Genomic DNA, 23,124 nt, shown 5'->3' with positions numbered 1-23,124 from the left:
GAAATACGGGAGTTGAAATGCGCTGACTTGAGCATCAGGGCTGAAAAAGACTGAGGCCCGGAGGATTGCCGTCCTCCAGACCCCATATAAATCGTGTGCCACGATTGGTCTTCTCATCCCACGCATCACGGAAGAAGTCAAGTTACACGCCACCATTGGGTGCGCGTGAACGAATGGACCTTGTCTGAACGCCGCGATCGGACGTGCTCTTTGTCGTGCATGGCGCCATGCTCGATACGATCGAAAACATAAAGCAGGATATTCTGGATGCTGCCGTTGCCGACGGGGCTTTGATCGCTCACCGGCTCGACGAGCTTTGGCGCACCGTGATCTCCGACAATGACGATCTGCAGGCCGAAAACCAGAAGCTGACGGCGACAATACGTGTGCTCGAGGTTGAGATCAAAAGGCTTGGCGGGCAGATTGCCAAGCTCAACAAGATGAAATTCGGCCCGAGCGCCGATACCAATCCCCAGAAAGGCAAAGATAGAGACAAGTCCGGCACGGGTTCCTATGGTCAGCCAGAGACTGGAGAGGGCAAACCTGCCGAAGGCACGACGACCTCGGAGGCGAAGCCGCGAAACCAGTCCGGGCGCGGCACGCGCGTATGGCCGCCCCATCTTGAACGGCGCGAATTCTACATGGGTACCAAGGATGGCCTCTGTCCCTGCGGTTGCGGCGGAACAATCCGCGACTACGACATCAAGGAGACGCCGGAGTTAATTCCCGCGCAATTCTATATCGCTGTTCGCAAATACCCGAAATATCGTTGCCTTCAGGGCAAGATGGTCGGCACGCCCTTTGAACCCGCGCTGATCAGAGGAACCACCTTCAGCAATGGCCTTCTGGCGCATTCGATCGCCATGCGGTTTGACTGCTATCTCCCCTGGTACAGGCAGGAGCGGCTTTTCGAGGCTTGTGGCATAAGTTATCCGCGTTCCACGCTGATGCGCTGGGCAACGGCGGTGGCACTCGGCGCTCTCCTTCCCATGTGGCAACGGATCGAGAGCGAAGCACGGTCCGAAAGCTGGCGGCTGTTCATGGACGAGAGCCCCATGAAGGAGCTCGATCCGGGTCGGGGCAGAACCCGCCAGGTTTACCTGTACGCCCTTCATCGTGACGACCGCTCCTTCGGCGGCAACCGTCCGCCGCTGGTCATCTACTATGTCGGCCCGACGCGATCGATGAAACGCATTCATGAAATTCTCTCAGGCATGACCGCCATCGTGCAGACGGATGCCTATTCCGGCTATGGACGGCTCGGAACGCCGGGCACCTGTGTTGCGGGCATCAAGTCGCCGAAATGCTGGAGCCATGCACGGCGCAAGTTCACCGACGAGTTTGATGCTAACAAGACGCCGGATGCTGATGACATCATCCAGATCATCGCCGAACTTTACGCCGTCGAGGGCAAGATCAATGGCAAACCGCCCGATCATCGACGGTCGGTGAGACGAAAACTGTCACAACCGATACTCGACCGGCTGCGATGCAGGCTCATCGAGCTCGCTGAAATCCATGTCGTCAACAACGGCATGCGCAAGGCCATCCACTATGTCCTCAATCATTGGGCAGGCCTGACCATGTTCGTTGATGACGGGCGTATCGATCTCGATACGAACGCTGTCGAACGCCTGTTCAAACCGACGAAGCTGCTCGCAAAGAATGCCCTCTTCGTCGGCAGCGATGAAGGTTTCGAGGCATGGGCAATCCTGTCCTCGATCGTCGAGACCTGCAAGCTGAACAGGGTCAGGGTCGAACCCTACCTGAAATGGATATTCGACGAGATCAGCCGCAATCGCGGAACCGTCGACTACGAAAAGCTTCTCCCCTGGAATGCGCCGCTGGAGTTGCGTCAGGCATAATTGCCGAGGGGCAAGCGCATGGTTCGTCGGCATCAATTGCCGAGCCGGATAGTGACCGCCTCCAACTCGCCGAAATCGGATACGGCAAACGGCAACCCACCTGGCGCACGCCGGATGCGCGGGCAATCCAGCAAAAGCCGTGCTTGAGCAGAAAGCCAATAGCTTCTGGCGTCTCCGATGGATCCGCTTCAAAACAACAAGCCTTCGTTCATGGCCGACCTCGTGGTCAGATGTCATGCGCCTGATCATGGCGAATACGGTCGATAAGCCAGTCACCGAGTCCGATCCCAGAACCATCAAACGTCGATTGATTGCCGCCGACCCCGTCATCCGGGCCGCTGCGACACCCTGCCGGTCTGCTATTACGCTGGACGCATGAAATGCACCCAGACGAATAGACACTAGAGAGGCGTCAACGACGCTGACGCATACGGCGAATCAACCAGGCACAGAACCCGTGTCATCGCTTCCGATCCGCCGATATCACGCCAACAGCGCACCCAGTCAGTTGAAGTGAGTGCTTATTGACGTAAAAATCGTTTTAAATCAATTAATTGACAGGATTCAAAAAAACGGATCTCGCAGAGAATCCGTCTCTATATTGGCGCTACGCGCCAATATACCGATACCCACCCCACCATGGGAAGAAACTAAAAAAGGGGCTGGATGTAACGCTTACATTTCTCCAGAGAGTCTTGGGTTTGCAATCTGGCCTCAAGTGGCCTGTTTTTCCGGTGCCATCTTCATTGCGAACTCGTTGAGCGTGATATTGCCCAGCGATGAGTGCGGTCTGTTTGCGTCGTAATCCTCCTTCCATGCGGAGATGGCGACATGCGCTTGAAGTGTGAGCGGCGGAGTAAATTTAGGCCAGGAGGCGGAAGTTGCCATTGACGCTTTCGAGAAAGCCCTTCTGCATCGGCTTGTCAGGAGCGATTTGGTGCCATTCAACATGGCTCCTGGCACCATTTGACGATCGCCATGCTGGTAATCTCCGTGTCGTTTTCGGAGGCAATCGTGCTTAGGTGGGCTTTTGTCACCCACTTTCTGGCTTGAAAAATAGTTAATTTTTTGTTTTGATGAAATTTACAAGTCTTTGTTTTTTAACGATTATCATCGTTAACTAGGGGAGTTAGGGACGCTTACAATATACTTTGTTATCAGCGTTGATCGTGCCGAACGAAGATTACCTGACTGGTAATCTTATGTCCTATTCCCTTCGTGGGGTTTGGTTTGGCTTTTCTGCAAAAAACATATCTGGATCAAGTTCGAGGTAAGTTGCGATTGCGCGCACGAGCTTTCTCGACTGCTTTTTGCCGTTGAGCGCAGCGCTCACAATGCTCTTGCTCATCTGAATACCGTCCGCCACGTCTTCCAGGCGAAGTTTCTTGCGGCTCATCACCACGCGGAAGTACTCAGCCCGGTGGTCGGGGTCGGAAAGATCGAAGGGGAGCGCGGCGAGCATCGATATCGTCATCCCTCTGGGTGATTCGGCTGGTTTGCGCTATTTGGCAGTAGATAGAATTTCCTCCGTCAATAAAAAATACTGATGAATTTTTTACCATTTCGACAAAGCAATGATTTAAGGCGAAAGTTCTTAAAAATTGTGTCTCGGACTCAAATCCAAATGAGAAATGAATATAAATGCGAAAAAACAACATATAATAAATTTTTTCCCATCTTCGTGAGGCGGTCACGCTTTCCGAAGAAAAATCGATTTTGATCTTCAAGGAGATGCGAGAAAAGGAAAATCTGTGCACTACGACTGATGCACCAAAACTAACAATTTCATCATCCGTAGAAAGCCCTGTGGCGTCTGTTTGCCAGACAAAAACTCCGGTCACACAAAGGCTTCGGAAGCAGCCGCTGGCATTGGATGTTGTTGTTTCGAAGTAAGGTGCACCAATGAGATGCAGGCGACAAACGCGGGTTGTGAGAGTGAGAAAAACCTGGACGAGCATCCGAGCGATGAGCGAGTTTTTAAACGGTAAGTTCCGTTCTCGCGAATCGCGCCTTTTTCTATGGCTCAGTAGACCCACTAGCCTGAACCCTGCACTTCCTTCATTTTTCGGGATAGTCTGCGGGGCAGTGTGTAGTGCTCCCTGAAACCAGCAAAGATCTGGCTGTTGAGAGGGTTCTCGGCAGAGGCAAGGTGCCGCCAAGGAGCAGATATCCGATCTCGTCCGGAACCAGCAGGTTTTTGACATTGACGATGAGGTTCATCGAACACGCGCAGATTGCGCGCAGAAGGATTGCGATGCGCGTTGAACGATGGAATATTTCAAACCGAGGGACGCATGAGAGATGCAGCTGCTGGCGGCCTGCGCGCCGTGAAACTCAGTTGATCTGGCTGCCTTCTTTGGTCCTTGCGTATTCAAACGCGGTATAAAGCCCCTTCAGTTCCGCCAGGCCCTTGAGCCGGCCGATCGCCGGATAGCCGGGCTGTGCCTTTCGGCCGATATCGTCGAGGATATCGTGCCCATGGTCGGGGCGCATGGGAATGGACCAGTCTGCTCGGCCAGCGGCCTTGCGACGCGCCTCTTCTTCCACGACCGCCTCCACCATTGCGGCCATATTCGTATGGCCGCTCAGATGCTCGTCCTCATAAAACGAATTCATGATCGCCGAACCTTCAATCCTGACATTGCGCAGGTGCAGAAAATGCACCCGACCGCCGAGGCGTTTCATGAAGGCCACGGGGTCGTTGTCGGGACGCGAGCCGAGCGAGCCGGTGCATAGCGTAATGCCATTGGAGGGAAGATCGACGGCCTCCAGTATCAGGCGATAGTGTTCCGCAGTCGACATGATCCGCGGCAGGCCGAGCAAGGGAAATGGCGGATCGTCCGGGTGGCAGCAGAGCCGCATGCCCAGCTCCTCCGCCAAAGGCGCAACTTCGGACAGGAAGTCCACCAGATGGGTGCGCAGGCGCTGTTCGGAAATACCGTCATATTCCTGGAGTTGCGTACGCACATCGTCAAGCGTGAAGGTTTCGGCGGCGCCCGGAAGACCGAAAACGACATTGGCGGTGATCCGCTGCCTGTCCGCCTCGTCCATGGCCGCGAAGCGCGCCGCGGCTGCGGCGCGAACCTCTTGCGGAAAATCCTCCGCGGCGCCGCTCCGGCAGAGGATATGGATGTCGAAGGCGGCGAAATCGATGAGGTCGAAGCGCATGCAGCGCGCACCGTTCGGCAGTTCCCAGGCTAGGTCCGTGCGCGTCCAGTCCAGAACCGGCATGAAATTGTAGCAGATGACGTCGATACCCGCTTCGGCAAGGTGCCGCATGCTGGTCTTCCAGTTGGCGATATGGGTTTTCCAGTTGCGCTTCTGCTTCTTGATGTCTTCCGACACTGGAAGCGATTCAACGACGCTCCAGCGCAACCCCGAGGGTTTGCCGGCGGCGGCGGTTGCGATCTGCTGCTGGCGCTGCGCAATCTCCGCCGGGCTCCACACCGCGCCGGTCGGCACGTGATGCAAGGCTGAAACCACGCCTTCCACGCCGGCTTGCATCATGTTTTCAATGGTCACGCGGTCTGCGGGACCGAACCAGCGCCATGTCCGCTGCATCAGCTTTCTCCTCGTTCCAGGGGGGTGTCGAGCGTGTCGAGGGCGATCTGCACCTTGCAACTTCTGCTCTTGTCCAGTGCGGCCTTGAAGGCCTCGTCGGCATGCGCCATCGGGTAGGTCCCCGAAATGATCGGGCGGACGTCGATGCGGCGGTTGCCTATGGCCGTCACGGCCTCGGCGAATTCCCGGTCGAACCGGTGGGAACCGAGATAGGCAATCTCGCGGGCGACCATGCGGCCCATCGGCAATTCCGCAACACCTGCAACGCCGACCTGCACCAGCACGCCGCCGGGCTCGAGCGCCTCGACCGCGCTTGCGGCAGCCTGCGGCGCGGCCGAGCATTCAAACGCCACGTCATACGTGCCTTCCTCGAGAACGCCGTCGGGACGCTCGCGCAGGTCAACCGTCGCATTCGCGCCCATACGCCGTGCAATCTCAAGCGGTTGCGCATTGAGATCGCTTGCAACGATGTGCGCGGCGCCGGCCACCCTTGCCGCGGCAATCGTCAGGCAGCCGATCGGCCCCGCGCCGGTAACCAGAACCCGCCGCCCCGTCAGCCCGCCGGCAACGCGGGAGACCGCGTGCAGGCTGACCGCCAGCGGTTCCGCGCAGGCCGCCTCGCCAGCGCCGATACCGTCGGGAAACCGGAAACACTGACGCGCGTCGACCGTCAGCGCCGTGCGATACAGACCCTGTTCATGCGGCAGAAACATCGCGCTGCCCATGAAATGCATATCCGTGCAGTGCCGCTCGCGCCCCGAAAGACAAAACCGGCAATGGCCGCAAGGCCGGCTTGGATTGACTGCAACCAGCATGCCGGGTTGAAAGCCCGCCACGTCCTGGCCGACGGATTCGACCCGGCCCGCGGCCTCGTGGCCGAGTATGATCGGCGCGCGCACGCGGATTTTCCCGACGCCGCCGTCGGCGTAGTAATGCAGGTCGGAACCGCAGATGCCGCCACGCTCCATGGATAGCCGAAGCTGGCCCGGCCCTGGCCGCGCCGACATTTCGCTTTCAAGGCGCAGGTCGCCTTTGGCGTGAAGACGGAGCACTGCGGCCGCAATCGAACCGCCGGAAGAAGCAGGCATCAGCGGCGCTCCGTGGCAAACAGAATGACGATAAGGATTGTGATGCCGGTGAAAATGTACCGCGAGCCGGCGGCGATGCCGGATGTGTTCAGCAGCGTTACCAGCAGGCTGAGAAAAAGCGCGGCGCCCCAGATGCCGAAGGCGGAGGCCCGGCCGCCGGACACGGCCGTCCCGCCGAGAACGGCGACAGCCACGGATTCCATCAGATAGGATTCGCCCATGTTGAGCGCTGCACCGCCGGTAAAGCCGGCCAGCAGCACACCGCAGAGCCCCGCCATCACGCCGGACACGACATAAGCGATCATCCGCACGCGTTCGGTTCTGACCCCGGCCAGCCGTGCCGCGCGCTCGTTCTGGCCGATGGCAAGCAGATGACGCCCGTATTCCGTGCGCGAAAGAACGATATGCACACAAAGCGAGCCTAGGAGAGCGAGAACGAGAACCACCTGCACGCCGGCGATCCGCCAGTCCATGAACTGCGAAAGCAAGGCCGGGGGTTTGACGGTGCTGTCGCCGCCGGCCCACATCGCAAACGACATGACAATGAAACTCGTGGCCAGCGTCGCGATGATCGGCGGAATGCGCAGGGCGCGCACAAGGCCATAATTGAACCCGCCGATCAGACCGCCGGCGACAAGCGCCAGAAGAATGCCAAGGGGCAGCATGACGGACGAACCGCCCATCACATTCATTCCCAGATAGGCGCAAGCCGTGATGACCGCGGAGCAGGACAGGTCGATATTGCCGGGGCCGGACGCAATCACGAACATCTGTCCGGTGCCAACGGTGACCGTGAAAATCGAAAACGAAAGGGCAATGGCCAGCATTTCCGTGGCGCCGCGTCCGTCCGACATCAGGATGGTCCCGCCCCACAGAAGCGCAGCCGCAATAAACCCATAGCTGGCGACCGGCGGCCTGCGTATCGCGCGGGAAAACAGGGCGGATGTCATTGATCGTCTCCCTTGAGAAGGCCGCGCAACAGCAGCACAAGAATGAGAAGGCCGCCCTGCGCGCCGATCTGCCAGACCGAAGGCACATGCAGAAAAGTCAGGACCGAGGAAACCAGTGTGAGGGTGATGGCGCCGACAACCGCGCCGAAAGGCGATACGATGCCGCCCACGAAGGCGCCGCCGCCGAGAATGACGCTGGCAATCGAAAGCAGCGTATAGGATGGCGCGATATTCGGCGCGCCGGAGGTGGTGAGCCCGGAGAGCAACAGGCCGGAGATCATCGCACACACCCCGGCCAGCAGATAGGCGATGGCCCGCAATCCCGCGACCGACCAGCCCGCGCGCACCATTGCCTGGGGATTGCCGCCGGCGCCGCGCAGCACGACCCCGGCGGACGATCGCATCAGGCCGAATTCAAGAACGATCACGCAGACAATGGCCGTCCAGATGGGAAACGGCATGAACGCTGGGCGCAGACGCGGCAGTGCGACCAGCCAGTCAGGCGCCTGCCCGCCCGGCGATGGAAGGATGAACAAGGCCAGTCCGAGCCAGACGAAGGACATACCGAGCGTAACCACGATCGACGGCAGCCGCCGCAACCAGGTGACAAGCCCGACAAGCCCGTACAGCAGAACCGAGCCGATCAGGATGCTCCAGCCCAGTATCGGCTGGTCGGCGAGGTAGACGGCGGAAATGCAGGTGACGAAACCGACATAGGCCCCGGTCGAAAGGTCTAGGTCGCCCTGCGAAATGATCAGCATCTGGCTGAGCGCGGCAAAGATAAGGGGCACAGAGAGCTTCAACAGAAGGTTGAGGCCCATATAGCTCATCGTGTTCGGGCGCAGGACGAACACCAGGCCGACAAGCATGACGAGTATCAGGAGGGGCAGAAGGACCGGCGTCAGGCGCCTGATCCTGCCCCCTGCCAGAGCGGCGGACATGGTGGTCATGAGGCACACCCTTCAAGACTGGAACGAGGCTGCAATGATGGCCTCTTGCGACAATGACTGGTGATCGATGCAGTGAACGGGCTGACCTTCGCGAAAGACATAGACCCGATCGCAGTTTTCCAGCTCTTCGACCTCCGTGGAGAACCACACAAAGGTTCGCCCGGCATCTGCTTCTTCCCTGATGATGCGGTAGAACTCGGCCTTGGTGCCGACATCCACGCCCCGCATGGGGTCATCGAGCAAGACGATGGGCGCGGGCGCCGCCAGCGCGCGGGCCAAGAGCACCTTCTGCTGGTTTCCGCCGCTCAGTTCGGTGAGGCGCTGGTTGATATCGCGGGCGCGAATCCCGATCCGTTGCCGCCGGTCCTCCGCGAAGGTCTGCTCGGTCGCATGGGAAAGAAACAAGCCGCGCCGGATGGCGCCGAGACAGGAAATCGTAAGATTCTCGGCGATTGTCCATACCGGCAACACGCCATCGCTTTGCCTGTCCCCGGCGACGAAACTGGTCGGGACTTCCGTGCCGCGGCCCTCGAGCTGGATCGCCAGCAAGGCTTCGCGCTGGCCGTGGCCATCTAGCCCGGTAAAGCCGATGATCTCGCCTTTTCGGGCTACGGCTTCGACGGCGCCAGGAACCGTTACCATGATCGCATTGTCGGTATTGCCGGCGCGCTCCTGCCGCTGCCGCCGTGGGGCGCCATTGCCGCCCATGAGGGCAACGAGCCTTTCTTTCGGCAGGTCCGATGACGGCGCCTGGGCGACGACCGTTCCATCCTTCATCACCACGATCTCGTCGGAAACCGCATAGATCTCGTTGAGCCGGTGCGTGATGATGACAATCGAAACGCCGCGCCGGGCGGTCTTTCCGACGTAATCGAGAAACTGCCGGGTTGCCTTTTCGCCAAGCGCCGAGGTCGGCTCGTCCAGAATGACCATCGCCAATGGCTTGTCGAGTTCGGAAAAAGCTCTGGCGACCTCGACCATCTGGCGCTGCCCGATCGGCAACTGCGACAGCCTGGCACCGACGTCTATGTCATTGTCGGGAAAAATCTCGTCGAGGCAGGCGCGCATCATCTGCGCCGCGCGACGGCGCCAGCCGGGGCCTTTCAGGCCGCGATGCACGAGGCGGGCATTTTCCACCACATCGAGATTTGCGCACAGCGAGAGTTCCTGAAAGACACAGCGGATCTCGGCATTCGCGCCGATTTCCATATGGCCGGAGTCAACCCTGAGGTTATCCATCATGACATTGACGAGGGTGGACTTGCCGGCGCCATTGTGGCCGACAAGCCCGACGACTTCTCCCCGGGAGATCGTGAAGTTAACATTCGTCAATGCCTTTACGGGACCGAAGGCCTTGGAGATCCCCACCAGCCTGAGGACTGTTTGAGAAGTCATTGTCCGACCCTTCGGCTTATTGATTTGGGGCGGGCGTCGCAGGCAGCGGATCGCCGTTCTTGTTGGCGTCGATCATCTTGACGACCAGATCCTGAGTATAGGTCGGATTGGCGACCCCGCCGACCGGCGTTGCGGCCAGCCATGCGTCGAGATCGTCGCCATTGATCGTCAACAGCGGAACCTCGACCTTTTTCGGAACATCCTTGCCCGCCAGGATCTGCTGGGCCGTCCAGAAGGCGATCTGCGAAACGGATGGCGTTGCCGCCAGCGACATGGTCTGGTAGCCGTTTGCGTCTTTCTGTTCCTTCCACCAGGCCAGTTCATCCTGGCGATTGCCCATGATGATGATCGGCATCTTGCGGCCCGATGCGGCAAACGCCATGGCCGCGCCATAACCGTCGCCCCCCTGCGTGACCACCGCATCAACATCCGGCAAGGTCGGCAGCACGGTTGCCACCTCCTTCTGGGCAACAGTTGATGTCCATTGTCCGTAGACGGTGCCAACGAAATTCAGGTCGGGATAGGCTTCGGCGGCGGAATGCAGTCCGTCCGAGATGTCCTTGTCGGTGGAATCGCCGGCAATGCCGCGGATTTCGAGCAGGTTGCCCTTGTCGCCGAGCTGACCGGCGACAAAGTCGATCTCCTGCTTGCCCATCGACGCCCAGTTGTAGTTGACATTGTAGGCGCAATCTTCTGTCACCGTTCCCGCAAAAACGACAACGGTGATCCCGGCGTCGCAGGCATCGCGAACCGCGCCGTTGAGCGCCGTGTCGGACCCCGCCAGGATCGCGATTGCGTCATATCCTTCCAGGATCATGTTCTGGATCTGGCCGGCCTGTTCCGTCACGTTGTTGTTGGCGCTGACCATGCCGTAATCGGCGATCACGCCATCGGCGACAGCCTGTTTGGCGATCGCCTCGAAGCTCTGGTTCATGACTTGGCGAAACGAATTCCCGGAATAGGAATTGCTGAAGCCGATCTTCATCGTGCTGGTGTCGCCGTCGGCGACCTGAGCCATCACACTGTTGGCACAAAGCAGGGCAATGGCGGCAACGCCCAATGACAGTGATTTTGAGAGATGCATTTGTTCCTCCATAAAATGCATTGAGCGGTCATTGCCTCCAAACAACCGACCGCAGCACACTAATATAACTACCATGGTAGTACGTCAAGAGTTGATTGCGCCCTGATTTTGTGACAAGACAGAAAGGCAAATGAGGCTTGCGTCATTTTGGGGCCGGTGACCGTCTGTCAAGAGAAGACGCAAGCGGTTGTTGCTGACGAAAGTGATGCCTGCGTTGGCGGTTCGCTCTGCGAATCTGAAGACAAAAGCGTCTGGATTTGCGCTGTAGGCCAGCAGCACCAGAAACGAGAAAGTGCGACATGACCCAGTTGGCGGCAACTGAAACTATACCGGCATTGCGGGAATCGTGGCGGGAGTGGTTCGATCCCAAACAGCCGATCGTGACGCAGCTCTATCGCTATCTTCGCAGCGAGATCCTGACGCTGTCGATCGCGCCCAAGGTGAGGCTCAGCGAAAAGGACCTTTCGGACCGTCTGGGGCTCAGCCGCACGCCGGTCCGTGAGGCGCTGATCCGTCTGGCCGAAGAGGGGCTGGTTGATATTCTGCCGCAGCGTGGCACATTCGTCTCGCCGATCCGGATCAATCAGGTCAAGGAAGCGCAGTTCATCAGGGAGGCACTGGAGACCGCGATCGCGAGACGGGCTGCAGAAACGGTCACGGACGAGCTCATGATCCAGCTCGACCGGCTGATTGCCCAGCAGGAAGCAGCAATCGGCGTGTCCGATCTCGACGGCTTCTTGAAATATGACGAGGCTTTCCACGAGACTCTCTGCGAACATTGCAGTCTGAACCGTACGTGGAAAATGCTGCAGCACGTCAAAGGCCAGCTCGACCGCGTTCGATATCTAAGCCTGCCCAATAACAGGCTTCACGTCGATGACCTGTTCAACCAGCACAAGGTGATTACGGAGGCCATCCGTGCGCGCGACGCGCAGTCTGCCAGCGCGGCGATGGCACAACATCTGAGCGAAGTCTACAGCACCATAGAACGGCTTATCCGCAGCAAGCCGGAGATTTTCGATCTCAGCGAGGCGCAGGCGTAATCGTGGAACAAGCTCTCAACGCATTGATGGCGGGCTATGAACACATCGACCTGACTCATAAATTGTCGCCTGACATGCCCGTCTGGCCCGGACATCCGCCGATGTGTCACGATCTGTGCGAAAGCTACGAGACCGGCGCCGTCAGCAAGTTTTACGCCGTCTCCCTTGGCGAGCATACGGGCACCCATCTCGATGCCCCTGTGCATTTCGTCGCCGGTGGCGCCTCCATCGACCAGGTTCCGGTCACGCAGCTGGCCCTCAGGCTTGCCTGCCTGCAATTTCCCGAAAGGACCGCCGGTGCGCTGATCTCTGCCGATGACATTGCCTCCTGGGAAAAGCAGAATGGCGCCATTCGAGCAGACGATGCTGTGTTTTTCCATTTCGGCTGGGATCGCTATTTTATCGAAGACCGCGCGCTGTTTCTCGCCGGCTGGCCGGGGCTTTCGGAAGATGCCGCGCTTTATCTGGCCAAGGGGAATGTCAGGATGGTCGGCTGTGACTGCCTTTCCATAGACAGTTCCCGGACGGAGCATTTCCCGGCCCACCGGGTCCTTCTCGGTAACGGCATCCTGATCGGCGAGAATTTTAATAATCTCGGGCGGCTGCCGGCCTTTTCGACCCTCATCGGCCTGCCGCTTCCCATCGCCAACGGAAGCGGCGCCCCGATACGCGCGGTCGCGCTTGTCTGAAATGTGATCACACCAACGTCTCCCGGGAGACAAATGACCGGATACGGCGCGCCCTTTTCGCGCATTACGGCGCGTCGTATGCAAGCGACGAATGCGCACCGAAACGATTGACCCAGAGACGAATTGGTGCTCGGCCGATAATCACGCCATGTTCGGCAAGCGGATCCCCGACATCAGTCGTGCTCAGCGAGAATCGCTGCTACGCCCGAACCGCGTAGGCGATGATTTCACAACGATAACGATAGCCCTTCAGGCGCGGCAATGTGGATGGTATCTTTATGTGCCTCCTTGTAGCCAAGTCAGCATGGCTGAACAACATGGAGGTCGATGTCGAAGTAGCCATGCGCGATCCTGTTGCGCGTGCCACAAATGCTGCGCCAGCGAACAGTGGCGTGCGACTGCGCGAACGCCGGATAGTCGGCGAGAACCCCGCTTGCGGCCTCCCCGACAATCATCAGGCTGATGACAACGGCACGCTGTGTCTTGAGGTCAGCCAGGAAGTCGCCTTCGTCCATGCTGTCTATGAAGATCACAGCGTCAGCCGAACTCTGAGGATGTCCGCCAGCGGGAGCATCGATCAGTTGAATCCTCTCGTTTTTGTTCGACGCCTTGCGACCGCACTAACTGCCCTGCGAAGGTCGACATGCAGTGAGGTCAGCCTCGCACGCTTTCAAAGTGCCTGGACGATAAGCTTTCCTTTCGAAAAGCCTCTCAGCCGGCTCATGCCAGCGGTCAATCGCGGCAGGGCTGAGCACTGCGAAGCCCGCCCGGTTCTCCCGATCCATCATGGTTCTGCGCGTTACGCTAGCTGCCGAAACCATTCTTCGCGTTGACCATGCCGCAGACAATGTTCTGCGGGTACTGCTGGTACATCGGATCCGGGTGCACGAACGACTTGAACTGCGCCGACATCGGGTCCTTGAGCTTGTCCATGACCGCCGCCATGGCAGCCTTGGCGTTCACTTCTCCGACCTTCGCGATGCTGTCATCGAGTACCTGTTGCGCGGAAGCGGTCGAGGCCATAAGGCCCAGTGCCAGCGCGACGTATGCGTATTTCATTGCAAAGCTCCTAGCCACCATATGTCCTGAACTCTTCCTTGGGCGATTCCGGGATAGGCATCCCTGAAAACCCCAGCAGGGTGATCTTCGTCGATCCACTCCTCAAGGCGGTCTGGAAACGGTGGAACCTGATCACGACTGATAGCTTCGACATAGTCTGGCATCGTGACCTTCGATCGACGCAGATGATTCTACATCAGGATTGCAATTTTACACAGCTTCGTGAGATTGCCGACTTGTCCCGCTAGAGTGTCATTCCCCCTCAGCCTGAACCGACCCCTTTATTGCTTCTTCGCCGGAAATGGCATGGGGACGCTTGGAATCCGCCCACCATTCCGGCTCCACTTCCAAATCTCCAAGCGAATGAATGGTCCATAGGAGAGCAACCTCCATCTCGGATGGAAGCGCTTGCTCGACCTTTTTTGAATGATTCAAACGGCCGAGAATGTAGTTAAGTTTGCCCTCGACCAATACGGGAGCAAGCTGGTCCAGCATCGGTAGCAAGCGCCATCGCGCAAAGATCGTCGTGCGCGAACCCCGCTCATCTGGCAGGCATTTCTTTCGGTTCCCGCTTGGACGAGGCTTTCCGCTGACGGCCGCGTGATTTCGCGCGCTCGGTCGGCAAGCGCGGCTGGAGGTCGAGGCTGCGCACAATCAACCGCAAGCAGCCGCCCATTTCCTGCTCGATCCGAGCAGCTTCTTCATTCAACATGGTGATGAGCCCGGCTAAGTCTAATGCCGCGCCGCTCTCGGGGTGCAGCCACGTGCGGCTAGAATTAGCGCTGATGAGCAAACAGCCTGCGCGACTGTTTTCCGCTGCCATGTATTTGACCACGAGTTGGTCTTTGATCGTGGCTTTCAGGTCGGCGGCAGAGCGGTCCTTTTCGCCAATCTTCAATTCGATAATCGCCTCATGTTCCGAGCCGGTAGAGCGAAGGCGGATGTCGGTTTCTTTCTCATCGGCCGTCACCGCCTCCTGATCGACCGTATAAGCACCGTTGGCAAGGGCACGCAGTTCGCGGGCGACCTGCTGGCGCATGACTTTCTCATCATTGATGAGCGCCCAAGCCGCACGGGGCGAGTCATCGCGCAGCAACGCATCGTCGATGTCGCCCAAGCGATCGGTCAGGAGGGTGAACATCTCGTCGCGCGTCAGCGGCGGCAATTCGCCATAGCGATCGAGAGCCACCATGTCGCCCTCGGTGAAGGCGGCTGCATCTGCTTCCTCGGAGGCCCGTTCGCGAGCCATGGCCAATGCCCGGTCTTTGAAGTCGGCAAAGAGCGGATCCTCAGCCAATTTGAGTTTGATTGCCCAACCTTCAGCCCCGGAGGTCGACAAAAGCGCATTGACGATATTGCTACGCCCGCGTTCGGCATGATCGCGCGCGTTGGGCGAGAAGCTACCCACGTCCCGCACAATATCGTCGGAAGGGCGGATGTATTGGTAGGCAAGGCGTGCCAGCCGAAGGAGCAATTCCGGAGTGAAGCCGGACGCCGAAAGATAGGTTTCCTCATCACCATGCCGGTTGCCGAAGAGCGAGCTGAACCAATCCAATGCCGGACCCAATTTTTCTGGTGCATGTGGCTTTAAGGTTTTCTCGAGCGCATCGATGCCATCCGCCGCGTTGAGCCGCATCAGAATCGGCAACCAGATGCTGGCCATCGCATCTCTTGCACCCTCGGCCAGTTCTGTCTTGGCGAGCGTATGGATGTGCGCCGTGGTGTCGGAGTCGCCATGCTGCACGAGGACTTGAACCACCTGGCGAAGCCGGTTCGCGCGGGCGGCTTCATCCTCGTTGCGCCCAAGCCGCCATTTGCCCGCATCTAGCCAAGCACGAAGGCGTGGTACGAAAAGGCGCGCGACTGCGGGAGCACCGTACTTAATATCTTGCAGCATGCCGGAATGGCCCACCGCTGGCTCGTCAAGTTCCGCCGTCAATTCCGTTCCCAGTACGGTGTCGACCGCAGCTGGATGCGCAGTGGCAAATCCTTCCAGCCAAGCGGGAAAGCCGTTGAGTTCGATGGAAACGTAGCGCAGGGCCAATTCGGTCTCGTCTTGACTGAGCTTTTTCGCCCACTGAGAATCTTCCGCCTCGGCGTAGATCCCTGCGAGGCCCAGTTGCCACCGGGTCAGGTACGCACCTTTTTCTTCTTCGGGGCGTTCACTTCGCAAGGTCGGATGGTCTTTGCGCCAGAATGCCATGACCGCGAGGCGCAATCGGTCAGCAACCTCTTTGCCAAAATGCCGCTCGATGAAGCGTCTGTTCCAGCCCGAGGCCCGACTTTCCTCACCGTTGCGCTCCATCGCTCGCCAAAGATTCCAAGCGGTATTCTCAGAACGGTCAGTGGCAAACACCGATTCAGGGTCATTGACGATTTCGCGCCAGAACATCACCCAACTGGCATGGGCTTTCGCGTCGCGGCGTTCATCGTGCTTCCGCCGCTTGGCATCTTCTCGTTGCCAGCGCAGCTCTTCTGGGGCGGGCTTACGCGGCTGCGCAAGCTGGTCGAGGCGTTCAATCAAGTCCGGTAGATCAAGAACATGCGATTTTAGCGAAGCTAGGTGTTCGGTCCAGTCAACATTGTCTTCGCGAATGCGAATGGCTGCTTCGAGCATCATCGTGCGATCTTCGGCAGAGCGGCTGCGATCGGCGAGCGACGCGAGAACCCAACCAGCGTCGACGGCGCCTATATCAATTGCAGCCCCGTGAAACGCCAATCGGGCATAGCGTTTGAAGGGGTCCGTTTGTGGCTGATACGCTTGAAGAAATGCGTCTTCGGCCTCGAACATGAGACGCCGAGCTTCGGCCGGTAAGTCCGAAAGGGCTGCCGCCAACTGTTTGGCCATCTCGGTATGATCGTACTCGCGCTCTGCCAACCGCAACGCAATCGCCGTGGAACGCATCACATCAGGGGTCGTCGTGCCATTCCGAACCTGGCGGAGGCACGTTGCAGCCAGTGCTGGCAGAAGGAACTGCCGCTTACTGGCAAGATGGGGCCATTGCTTCTCGTTCCAGGCGAGCCCCTCCAAAGCCAGTTCGGTAAGCCCGGAACGTAGTGTGTCGAGCGTCTCCGGCGATAGATCGACATGCTCGATCAGGCGAGGGAGATTCCATGAGATACCGCCAGCGGAGCGCTTCTTTTCTGTGATCCGGGTGAGCACATTGTACAAGTGTTCTACGGAGAGGTGGGCTGGGAACAGCCGTAGCAGCGCAGCGCGTGAGAGACGGTTTGGCCAAATTGGCCCGTTTTCGGCCAAGCTGGTGCTGATTGCAGTAAGGCGGGCATCGTTCAAATGGACAAGCGCATCGAGTGCATCAATCCGCTCGCCCTCGGGCGCTGTGGCATCGACCGCGATACCGTAAGCAATATCCGCACAATCGGTCATCTTACCAAGGCCGATCAGGTCCAGTAGAATTTCGCGGATTTCGTGATTCTCGATGCCGCCTTCCCAAAGGCGCTTCACCTCCGGTCCCAAGTCTTTGGTCGCAAAGCGATGGAGCTGGACGCTGGGCACACGCAATCCCCGCCAGCCGCCAGCGCTATGGCGTTCAACATAGGAGCGTAGGGCTCGCTGTCGTTGCGCAGGCGAGAGCGATTCAGGGTCGCCGAAATTCAAGAGAACGTCTGGCTCGCGTCGCAGCAGTTCTTCAAAAATAGCATCGTCGCGCAGGGCCATCCACGCAACAACCGGACGTAGCGATGGCCTAACGACCTCGTCGCCTTGCGTCGTGGTCGTAAACAGAATGCGCTTAATCGACCGGACGGGCACACCCCGTTCGCGCAAGGCAAGAAGATGCTCGGCAGCCAGATATTCGATCACTGAGCGGTGGTGGAAGCGCACCCGACCATAAGAGGCAAAGCCGAAAAGCGACCGCTCCAGCAACGTCGTGCATTCGTCCTGCGTCCAGTCGTGCAGGATGGTTGAAGGATCAAGCGGCGCGTCGGTCGGATCGCCTTCGCGGTCTGCCTCAGCGCTATGGCGCAAGGTAAGCTTGCGGCTCAAACTAGCGGCGAGAGCAAGACGCCGTGCTCCTTTCAATGCCTTGTCGGCAGACAAAGCAGCCCTTTCTCGGCCATCTTGGCGCGGTTTCAACTTCACGGCGATGTCGCTCGCCACTTGGTCGCGATGCGAGCTAATGCGACGATGCTCTCGCCAATCGGCGCACAGTTCGATCAAGTCTTGGGGGCGGCGAACAAAATCCTCGGCGTTGCGTTGCCGGATGTCGGCGAGCAATGCATCGGGATCATCTACGCCTTCCTTGATCGCCATTTGCTTGATCTGACCATTCGAGAGAGGCAGGAGTGCAACGTTGCGCCAATCTCGCGCAATCTGCTCCTCGGAAGATTTCTGCGCTCGGCGCGCCATGACGCTATTCGCGAACTTCTCGCTGGTCGCGGCTTCGTGCGGTTCATCTGGCACCGGCAAAAACTGACGGAAGATTTGCTCATCGACTGGAATGGGGCGGGACGTGATAATAACGCGGACCCGGCCGAGCTGCCCGGCAACCGCTTTGGCCAACCGCTTCAGTGCCTGCTCGAATGATCCGAGGCTAAGCTTCAGCTCATCGATGGAATCGAGAAAGAACGTGGCGACATCCGATTGGGACGCATGCCAAGAATCGAAACGGATTTCTTCATCGTGCGATAGGAGATCGCGCAGGTTGCTGTGTGCAAGGTCTGCCAGTTCAACATAGAAGGCAGGTTCGCCAGCAGCCCAAAGCATTTGCTGCTGCGTGCGGCATTCATACGTTTTGCCTGCCCCTGCTGCGGAAATGATGAGGATACGTTTGGATTTTAGCAGGTCAGCCCAATTCGAGCCCTTGTGCCAGCCCAAATCCATGAGGAAGGCAGTTTGCTCGGCCTCATTGATCTTATCGTCAGGAATGTCCTGAAAACTGCGCTCGATGTCGTTGGTTTCGGGTTCTGTTGCCATGCAGTTCTTCTCTTGTTCAAATAGAACTTAATGCCAACACGGGATTCAGGCTATACCTGAATGGACCTGGAGCAGGTTTCCAGAGCGGCGCTTGATTTGTGTTTTCGGTATCAGCGATTGAATGTCTGTTCTTCACGGTTTTCCGCTGATAGCTGACTGACAGCAAACGGCCCCGTTTTTGTGGGTCAGGAAGGCGCGTCCAAAGCGGTCAGTGTGTGCAGCAGACGAAACGGCCAACATGGTACAAAATTGGTTGCAGAGTCTACAATAACAACCGAATATTCAGATTCTAACACTGGGAGACAGCATGATTTCCTTGCTCCACACACTGTTGGAACTTGGCCATTCCACCTCGAAGAACTTGGAATTCGCCCATTCGCCCCATGTAAAGGTCAGCTATGGAGAAGAGACGATTACCGAGACGAATTTGCTGGAAATCAGGCGGCGCCATCCACGCAAAGTAACACTGCTGACATTTTCAAAATTGCAGGAAAGCAAAAACACCGGGGCCGACTGGGAGTGGCACATTATCGGAAGAGCCTACACGCTGAAGATGCGCGTGCAAGCCAAGAGAATTCATAAGGCCGGTGGAATTGGAAACTTGAAGCAAATGGGCAAAGGAGCCGCCAAGCCGCAGATAGATTTACTCATCGAAGATGCAAAAGCGAACAGCCTCTTCCCTGCATACTGCTTTTATTGTGCCGAACCCCAGAGGTCCTACTGGGTGAAAGGGATCGCAGAAGAAAAAGTCGAAGCATTCGAAACCGGTTGCCTTATTGCGGACGCTGAAACTGTGAAATCAAAAGCGCCCAAAAAACTCAATAAGATCGAAAACGATACTGTTCCCTGGCATTTTTTGTGCGCGAGACATAAGTTCTCGGCGACGCAGGGCCCCTACCTTCAGCGATTGCAGGAAGACCTTCCAATTGAGCGATATATGGAAGAAATCATCCCGTCCTATGAAGGTCGCGCGACCGATATTGGGCTGCCTACGATCTTCCAATTGAACGATTGGCGCTCCAGGCTGGACGAGAGAAAAGGGATATCCCGCACGCCGGAGGCCGTTGGCGAAGAGATCATTCCAGAGGATTTTGAAAGGCGAGGAATAACCAGAATTTTAAAAATCGACGTGCGGCAGCCGGACCTGTTCGCGATAAGAGGCTAACCAACTGAGCTATCGGGCTACGCGCAATCCCATTTATTTGCAATGGTCTCGATCTGGCCTTCGATGATGGAAACAGCCTCGAACTCGCTCAGCAGAAAACTAGATACGGCCACAGATCACATGAATTCGATGACCGGCAAAAATATAGAAACACTCATGGCCCTGGATTTCGAAGCCTCATCTCTATCGGCAGAGAGCTGGCCGATCGAAGTCGGCATATCATGGATTGAAGGCAACCAGGTTCAGACATGGTCGTCGCTGATACGGCCAGCATCGGTCTGGAATCGTGCGGATTGGTCGAGGCAAAGCGAAGCTGTGCATGGGATTTCGATGTCGGATCTGGAGACCGCCCCGACCGTTGAAGACGTCGCCCAACAGCTGATGCCCAAAATCGAGGGCTTTATTCTGGTTTCCGATGCTCCAAAACTCGAAACCCACTGGCTGAGCCGTCTCCTTGTCGCCGCAGGCTGGACACCGTCAGCAAGCACTGTCGAAGACTACGATGCTGTGAGCTTCGCTCATTTTGATGGCCTCGCCCTGGATTTTCTATACGAAAAGCTCGAGCGCATGCGTGTGCCCCATCGGGCCGGCGCCGACAGTGCTCGCCTGGCTTCGGGCTGGCTCAAGGCCTCGCAGGTACGCGAGCAACAGAAAACTGGATAATTCCTCGAATCGAGGCGGTTGCCAATTTGCAGGGTGAAATCGCAAGGTCTGCCGAAGGCAGCCATTCTGAACAACAGTATGCAGAAATCGACCGGCTTCCCGCCTGGCAGGTTTGCGTGTTACGCGATAGCGATCCGATCGTCCGAGTGCTAATCAGGCAGCAACCACGCGAAATGGCAATACCGAACCAGAGCGCTCATGATGCGAATACTCGTTACAGCCGATTGGCACTTGGACTTCTGGTGGCGAAGCTATCGCGATCCTTTTGCGACGTTTAGGTCGATTTTCGATGGGCTTGACGCTCTTGTTTTGGCGGGGGATCTCGCGAACAACCCATCGCAGAACTGGCCAAGGGGTCTGGAGCAGCTGTCACGTCTGATTAATCCGGCAAAGGTATTCATCCTGCCAGGCAACCACGACTATTATCAGTGGCAACTCGATGGTGACGAGCGGCTGAAGTCATTCGTGGAAGATGCCGGGATGCGCTTTATCCAGAAGGAGGCGCTGGAGCTCGGTGGTGTTCGTTTCCTTTGCTGCACGCTTTGGACAGATTTCTGTCTGACCGGGGATCGTGGAGCCGCAATCCGGCAGGCGAGCTATCGTATGACCGATTATGATCGGATCCGGATCGACGGGAGAATGGTGCACCCGGATGATACGATCGGAGTTCATGCGGACCATCTCGAATGGTTGACGCGAAAAATCCAGGAGCCTTTTGACGGTCGTACCGTCATCGTCGGCCATCATGCGCCCAGTCCATGTGTGGCTGGACCTGTCGATGATCTGACGCCTTGTTTCGCTTCCGGTCTGGACGGATGGATTTTGCGGCATAGCCCCGACTTGTGGCTGTTTGGGCATACGCACCGACACCTGAGCGGACAAGTCGGAAGGACGCCGATCGTGAACGTTTCTTTCGGGTATCCGGAAAACGTCAGAGCTGATGCGGAAGCGGATGTGTTGCTGCGGGGTCTGATTGACACAGACAAAGCCGGTCTGTTGGCGCGGGAAGCTTAGCACCGGCTGATCGGCGCTGCGTGGCATCTATTTTTTCAATTCATCGGTAAGGGGAGAGATCAGTAGGCGCCCGATTTGGAAGGCGAAGAGGTCTCCAAGGCATCGCCGCAAGCGGCGAATCGAAAAACCGTCTTTTGTCGCAAAGTCGGCGTTTCCGTGTCGGACGACAATCAAAGTCAAAATTCAAGGGTGGTGGGCCTGGAGGGACTCGAACCCCCAACCAAGCGGTTATGAGCCGCCGGCTCTAACCATTGAGCTACAGGCCCGCCCGGACGTCAGACGGTTTGTCCGGCGCCGCGCCGGCAATGGCTCCCGGCGCGGTTCTTCCGACTACCCCAAATTCGAAACCACGGCAAGCCTCGCCGCGGTCGTGCCTGCGATCCCGCCGAGGCATGCCGACGGGGCGCTCCGCCAACAGGAAGGCCGCGCGTTTCCGCGCCGGGGAGAAGGCTTCGGCGCGCGCGTCGCCCGCTTGTCGTCGCCAGTCGTCAAGGCCACGTGCCGGCGTCAAGCTCAAGCCTCTGAAAAAGGGCATCTCTACCCACCCAAGACGCTGCGGCGCGATGCGGTGGCCATCGACCGCCTTCGAAACAGGTTGTCCGTTGCCGCAGGCAATCCTTGCTGCTACGCAAGGCGGACCGAGGCAGTCTGCTATCCGGCGCGTTGGCGCCCGTTTTGCCGCATTGGCTTCACAATTGCCGGACAAGACTGCGCTCACGGCTTTTTTCAAGGAGGGATTTCCCATGGCCAATCTTCCGGTTCGCATCGCAGCCGCCGGGCTTGTTCTCGCGCTTCCGTTCGCAGGCGGCGCTGCGCTTGCCCAATCCCCGGAAAGTCCGGCGACGATCTCGATCTCGGCCGAGGGCGACGCGACGCTGGTGCCGGACATGGCGACTGTCTCGCTTTCCGTCATCAGCCAGGCGGACGACACGTCAACCGCCATGGCCGACAATGCGAGCGCCATGCAGAAGGTAATCGCAGCCCTGAAGGAGGACGGTATCGCGGAAAGGGATATCCAGACCGCAAACTTCTCCGTCAGCCCGCGCTACGAGCAGGTCAAGGCCTCCGACGGCTCGACGCAGAGCGAGATCGTCGGCTACGAGGTGCGCAACGGACTGAACGTGAAGGTGCGCGACCTTGCAAAACTCGGGGCGGTGCTCGACCGGGCGGTCGCTCTCGGCGTCAATTCGGGCGGCGGCATCGCCCTTACCAACAGCGATCCGTCCGCGGCCGAGGACGAGGCGCGGCGCGAGGCCGTCGCGAAGGCCCTTGCCAAGGCTGAGACGCTTGCCGAGGCCGCCGGCGTCTCGCTCGGCAATGTGCTGTCGATTTCGGAGCAGAGTTCCATGCCGCAGCCGATGATGTTCGCCCGGTCCGATATGATGATGGCGAAGGCCGAAGGCGCGCCGCCGATCGCCGCTGGCGAGAACACCTACACGATCACCGTCAACATGACGCTGGCGATCGAGTAGGCTTTTGGGCGTTTCCAGGAAAAGCGGAAGCGCTCTGCGCGTGCGCTCGGTCTCTCGGGCGTCGCGCGTCTCGACGCCGGCCAGAACTGATCGCCTTCTCGCTCGGGAAGGCGGATGAGCCGTTTGCATCGCCGCCTTTCCAACCGGCCGCCGGGCGTGGATCCGACGGATGGACAGGATCTTCGGCAAA

Annotated in this window: 20 protein-coding genes and 1 tRNA gene; 7 read left to right on the top strand and 14 right to left on the bottom strand. The window is 58.4% G+C overall.

The annotated features are described in order from the left end of the window. Positions 1-227 precede the first annotated feature (227 nt). A complete protein-coding gene (locus JS578_14675) occupies positions 228-1,865 on the top strand; it encodes an IS66 family transposase (protein ID QRX65275.1) in 1,638 nt (545 codons plus the stop codon). A gap of 714 nt (positions 1,866-2,579) precedes the next feature. Here JS578_14675 and JS578_14670 read toward each other — a convergent pair. The 8 genes from JS578_14670 to JS578_14635 form a co-directional block, all read right to left on the bottom strand. After that, complete coding sequence (locus tag JS578_14670; GenBank protein ID QRX65274.1) at positions 2,580-2,831, bottom strand: transposase; 252 nt, start codon at positions 2,829-2,831, stop codon at positions 2,580-2,582. Between the two features lie 241 nt (positions 2,832-3,072). Then, positions 3,073-3,339 (bottom strand): hypothetical protein, encoded by a 267-nt coding sequence (locus JS578_14665; GenBank protein ID QRX65273.1) that lies wholly within the window; start codon positions 3,337-3,339, stop codon positions 3,073-3,075. An 860-nt stretch (positions 3,340-4,199) separates the two neighbouring features. Further along, positions 4,200-5,426 (bottom strand): mannonate dehydratase, encoded by a 1,227-nt coding sequence (gene uxuA, locus JS578_14660; GenBank protein QRX65272.1) that lies wholly within the window; start codon positions 5,424-5,426, stop codon positions 4,200-4,202. After that, complete coding sequence (locus JS578_14655; protein ID QRX65400.1) at positions 5,426-6,490, bottom strand: L-idonate 5-dehydrogenase; 1,065 nt, start codon at positions 6,488-6,490, stop codon at positions 5,426-5,428. The genes uxuA and JS578_14655 overlap by 1 nt, the downstream gene beginning before the upstream one ends. Before the next feature lie 23 nt (positions 6,491-6,513). Beyond that, complete coding sequence (locus JS578_14650) at positions 6,514-7,464, bottom strand: ABC transporter permease (protein QRX65271.1); 951 nt, start codon at positions 7,462-7,464, stop codon at positions 6,514-6,516. Continuing rightward, entirely contained in the window at positions 7,461-8,405 is a 945-nt protein-coding gene (locus tag JS578_14645; protein ID QRX65399.1) for an ABC transporter permease, read from the bottom strand. The genes JS578_14650 and JS578_14645 overlap by 4 nt, the downstream gene beginning before the upstream one ends. A 21-nt stretch (positions 8,406-8,426) precedes the next feature. Beyond that, positions 8,427-9,809, bottom strand: a complete 1,383-nt coding sequence (locus JS578_14640; protein ID QRX65270.1) for a sugar ABC transporter ATP-binding protein — start codon at positions 9,807-9,809, stop codon at positions 8,427-8,429. A 16-nt stretch (positions 9,810-9,825) separates the two neighbouring features. Further along, the gene (locus JS578_14635; protein QRX65269.1) at positions 9,826-10,905 is read right to left on the bottom strand and encodes an ABC transporter substrate-binding protein; all 1,080 of its coding nucleotides are present in this window, start codon (positions 10,903-10,905) and stop codon (positions 9,826-9,828) included. A 287-nt stretch (positions 10,906-11,192) separates the two neighbouring features. Here JS578_14635 and JS578_14630 point away from each other — a divergent pair, with 287 nt between their 5' ends. Together JS578_14630 and JS578_14625 are read left to right on the top strand one after the other, a co-directional pair. After that, on the top strand, positions 11,193-11,936 hold the full coding sequence (locus JS578_14630; protein QRX65268.1) for a GntR family transcriptional regulator: 744 nt from the start codon (positions 11,193-11,195) through the stop codon (positions 11,934-11,936). A 2-nt stretch (positions 11,937-11,938) separates the two neighbouring features. Beyond that, a complete protein-coding gene (locus JS578_14625; GenBank protein ID QRX65267.1) occupies positions 11,939-12,625 on the top strand; it encodes a cyclase family protein in 687 nt (228 codons plus the stop codon). A gap of 299 nt (positions 12,626-12,924) precedes the next feature. On the opposite strand, the gene JS578_14620 is transcribed toward JS578_14625, so the two are convergent. The 5 genes from JS578_14620 to JS578_14600 form a co-directional block, all read right to left on the bottom strand. Beyond that, a complete protein-coding gene (locus tag JS578_14620) occupies positions 12,925-13,140 on the bottom strand; it encodes a DUF86 domain-containing protein (GenBank protein ID QRX65266.1) in 216 nt (71 codons plus the stop codon). A 289-nt stretch (positions 13,141-13,429) separates the two neighbouring features. Next, on the bottom strand, positions 13,430-13,684 hold the full coding sequence (locus tag JS578_14615) for a hypothetical protein (GenBank protein QRX65265.1): 255 nt from the start codon (positions 13,682-13,684) through the stop codon (positions 13,430-13,432). Positions 13,685-13,694: 10 nt separating this feature from the next. After that, a complete protein-coding gene (locus JS578_14610) occupies positions 13,695-13,838 on the bottom strand; it encodes a hypothetical protein (GenBank protein ID QRX65264.1) in 144 nt (47 codons plus the stop codon). A 98-nt stretch (positions 13,839-13,936) separates the two neighbouring features. Then, on the bottom strand, positions 13,937-14,179 hold the full coding sequence (locus JS578_14605; GenBank protein QRX65263.1) for a hypothetical protein: 243 nt from the start codon (positions 14,177-14,179) through the stop codon (positions 13,937-13,939). A 46-nt stretch (positions 14,180-14,225) separates the two neighbouring features. Continuing rightward, positions 14,226-18,620, bottom strand: a complete 4,395-nt coding sequence (locus JS578_14600; GenBank protein ID QRX65262.1) for a hypothetical protein — start codon at positions 18,618-18,620, stop codon at positions 14,226-14,228. Positions 18,621-18,927: 307 nt separating this feature from the next. On the opposite strand from JS578_14600, the gene JS578_14595 reads away from it, so the two are divergent. From JS578_14595 to JS578_14585, 3 genes are all read left to right on the top strand, one after another. Next, positions 18,928-19,785: a hypothetical protein gene (locus JS578_14595; protein ID QRX65261.1), complete on the top strand. Its 858-nt coding sequence runs from the start codon at positions 18,928-18,930 to the stop codon at positions 19,783-19,785. Between the two features lie 129 nt (positions 19,786-19,914). Beyond that, entirely contained in the window at positions 19,915-20,448 is a 534-nt protein-coding gene (locus tag JS578_14590; GenBank protein QRX65398.1) for a hypothetical protein, read from the top strand. Positions 20,449-20,649: 201 nt separating this feature from the next. Next, on the top strand, positions 20,650-21,462 hold the full coding sequence (locus JS578_14585) for a metallophosphoesterase (GenBank protein QRX65397.1): 813 nt from the start codon (positions 20,650-20,652) through the stop codon (positions 21,460-21,462). 190 nt (positions 21,463-21,652) lie between these two features. Here the strand turns inward: JS578_14585 and JS578_14580 are convergent. Further along, positions 21,653-21,728, bottom strand: a tRNA-Ile gene (locus tag JS578_14580). A 477-nt stretch (positions 21,729-22,205) separates the two neighbouring features. On the opposite strand from JS578_14580, the gene JS578_14575 reads away from it, so the two are divergent. Beyond that, entirely contained in the window at positions 22,206-22,934 is a 729-nt protein-coding gene (locus JS578_14575) for an SIMPL domain-containing protein (protein ID QRX65396.1), read from the top strand. The last annotated feature ends 190 nt before the right edge of the window (positions 22,935-23,124 follow it).

Source organism: Dysgonomonadaceae bacterium zrk40 (assembly GCA_016916535.1).
Lineage (GTDB): Bacteria > Bacteroidota > Bacteroidia > Bacteroidales > Dysgonomonadaceae > Proteiniphilum.
The sequence above is the reverse complement of the archived record's forward strand: the minus strand, read 5'-3'. Positions and strand labels throughout refer to the sequence as shown.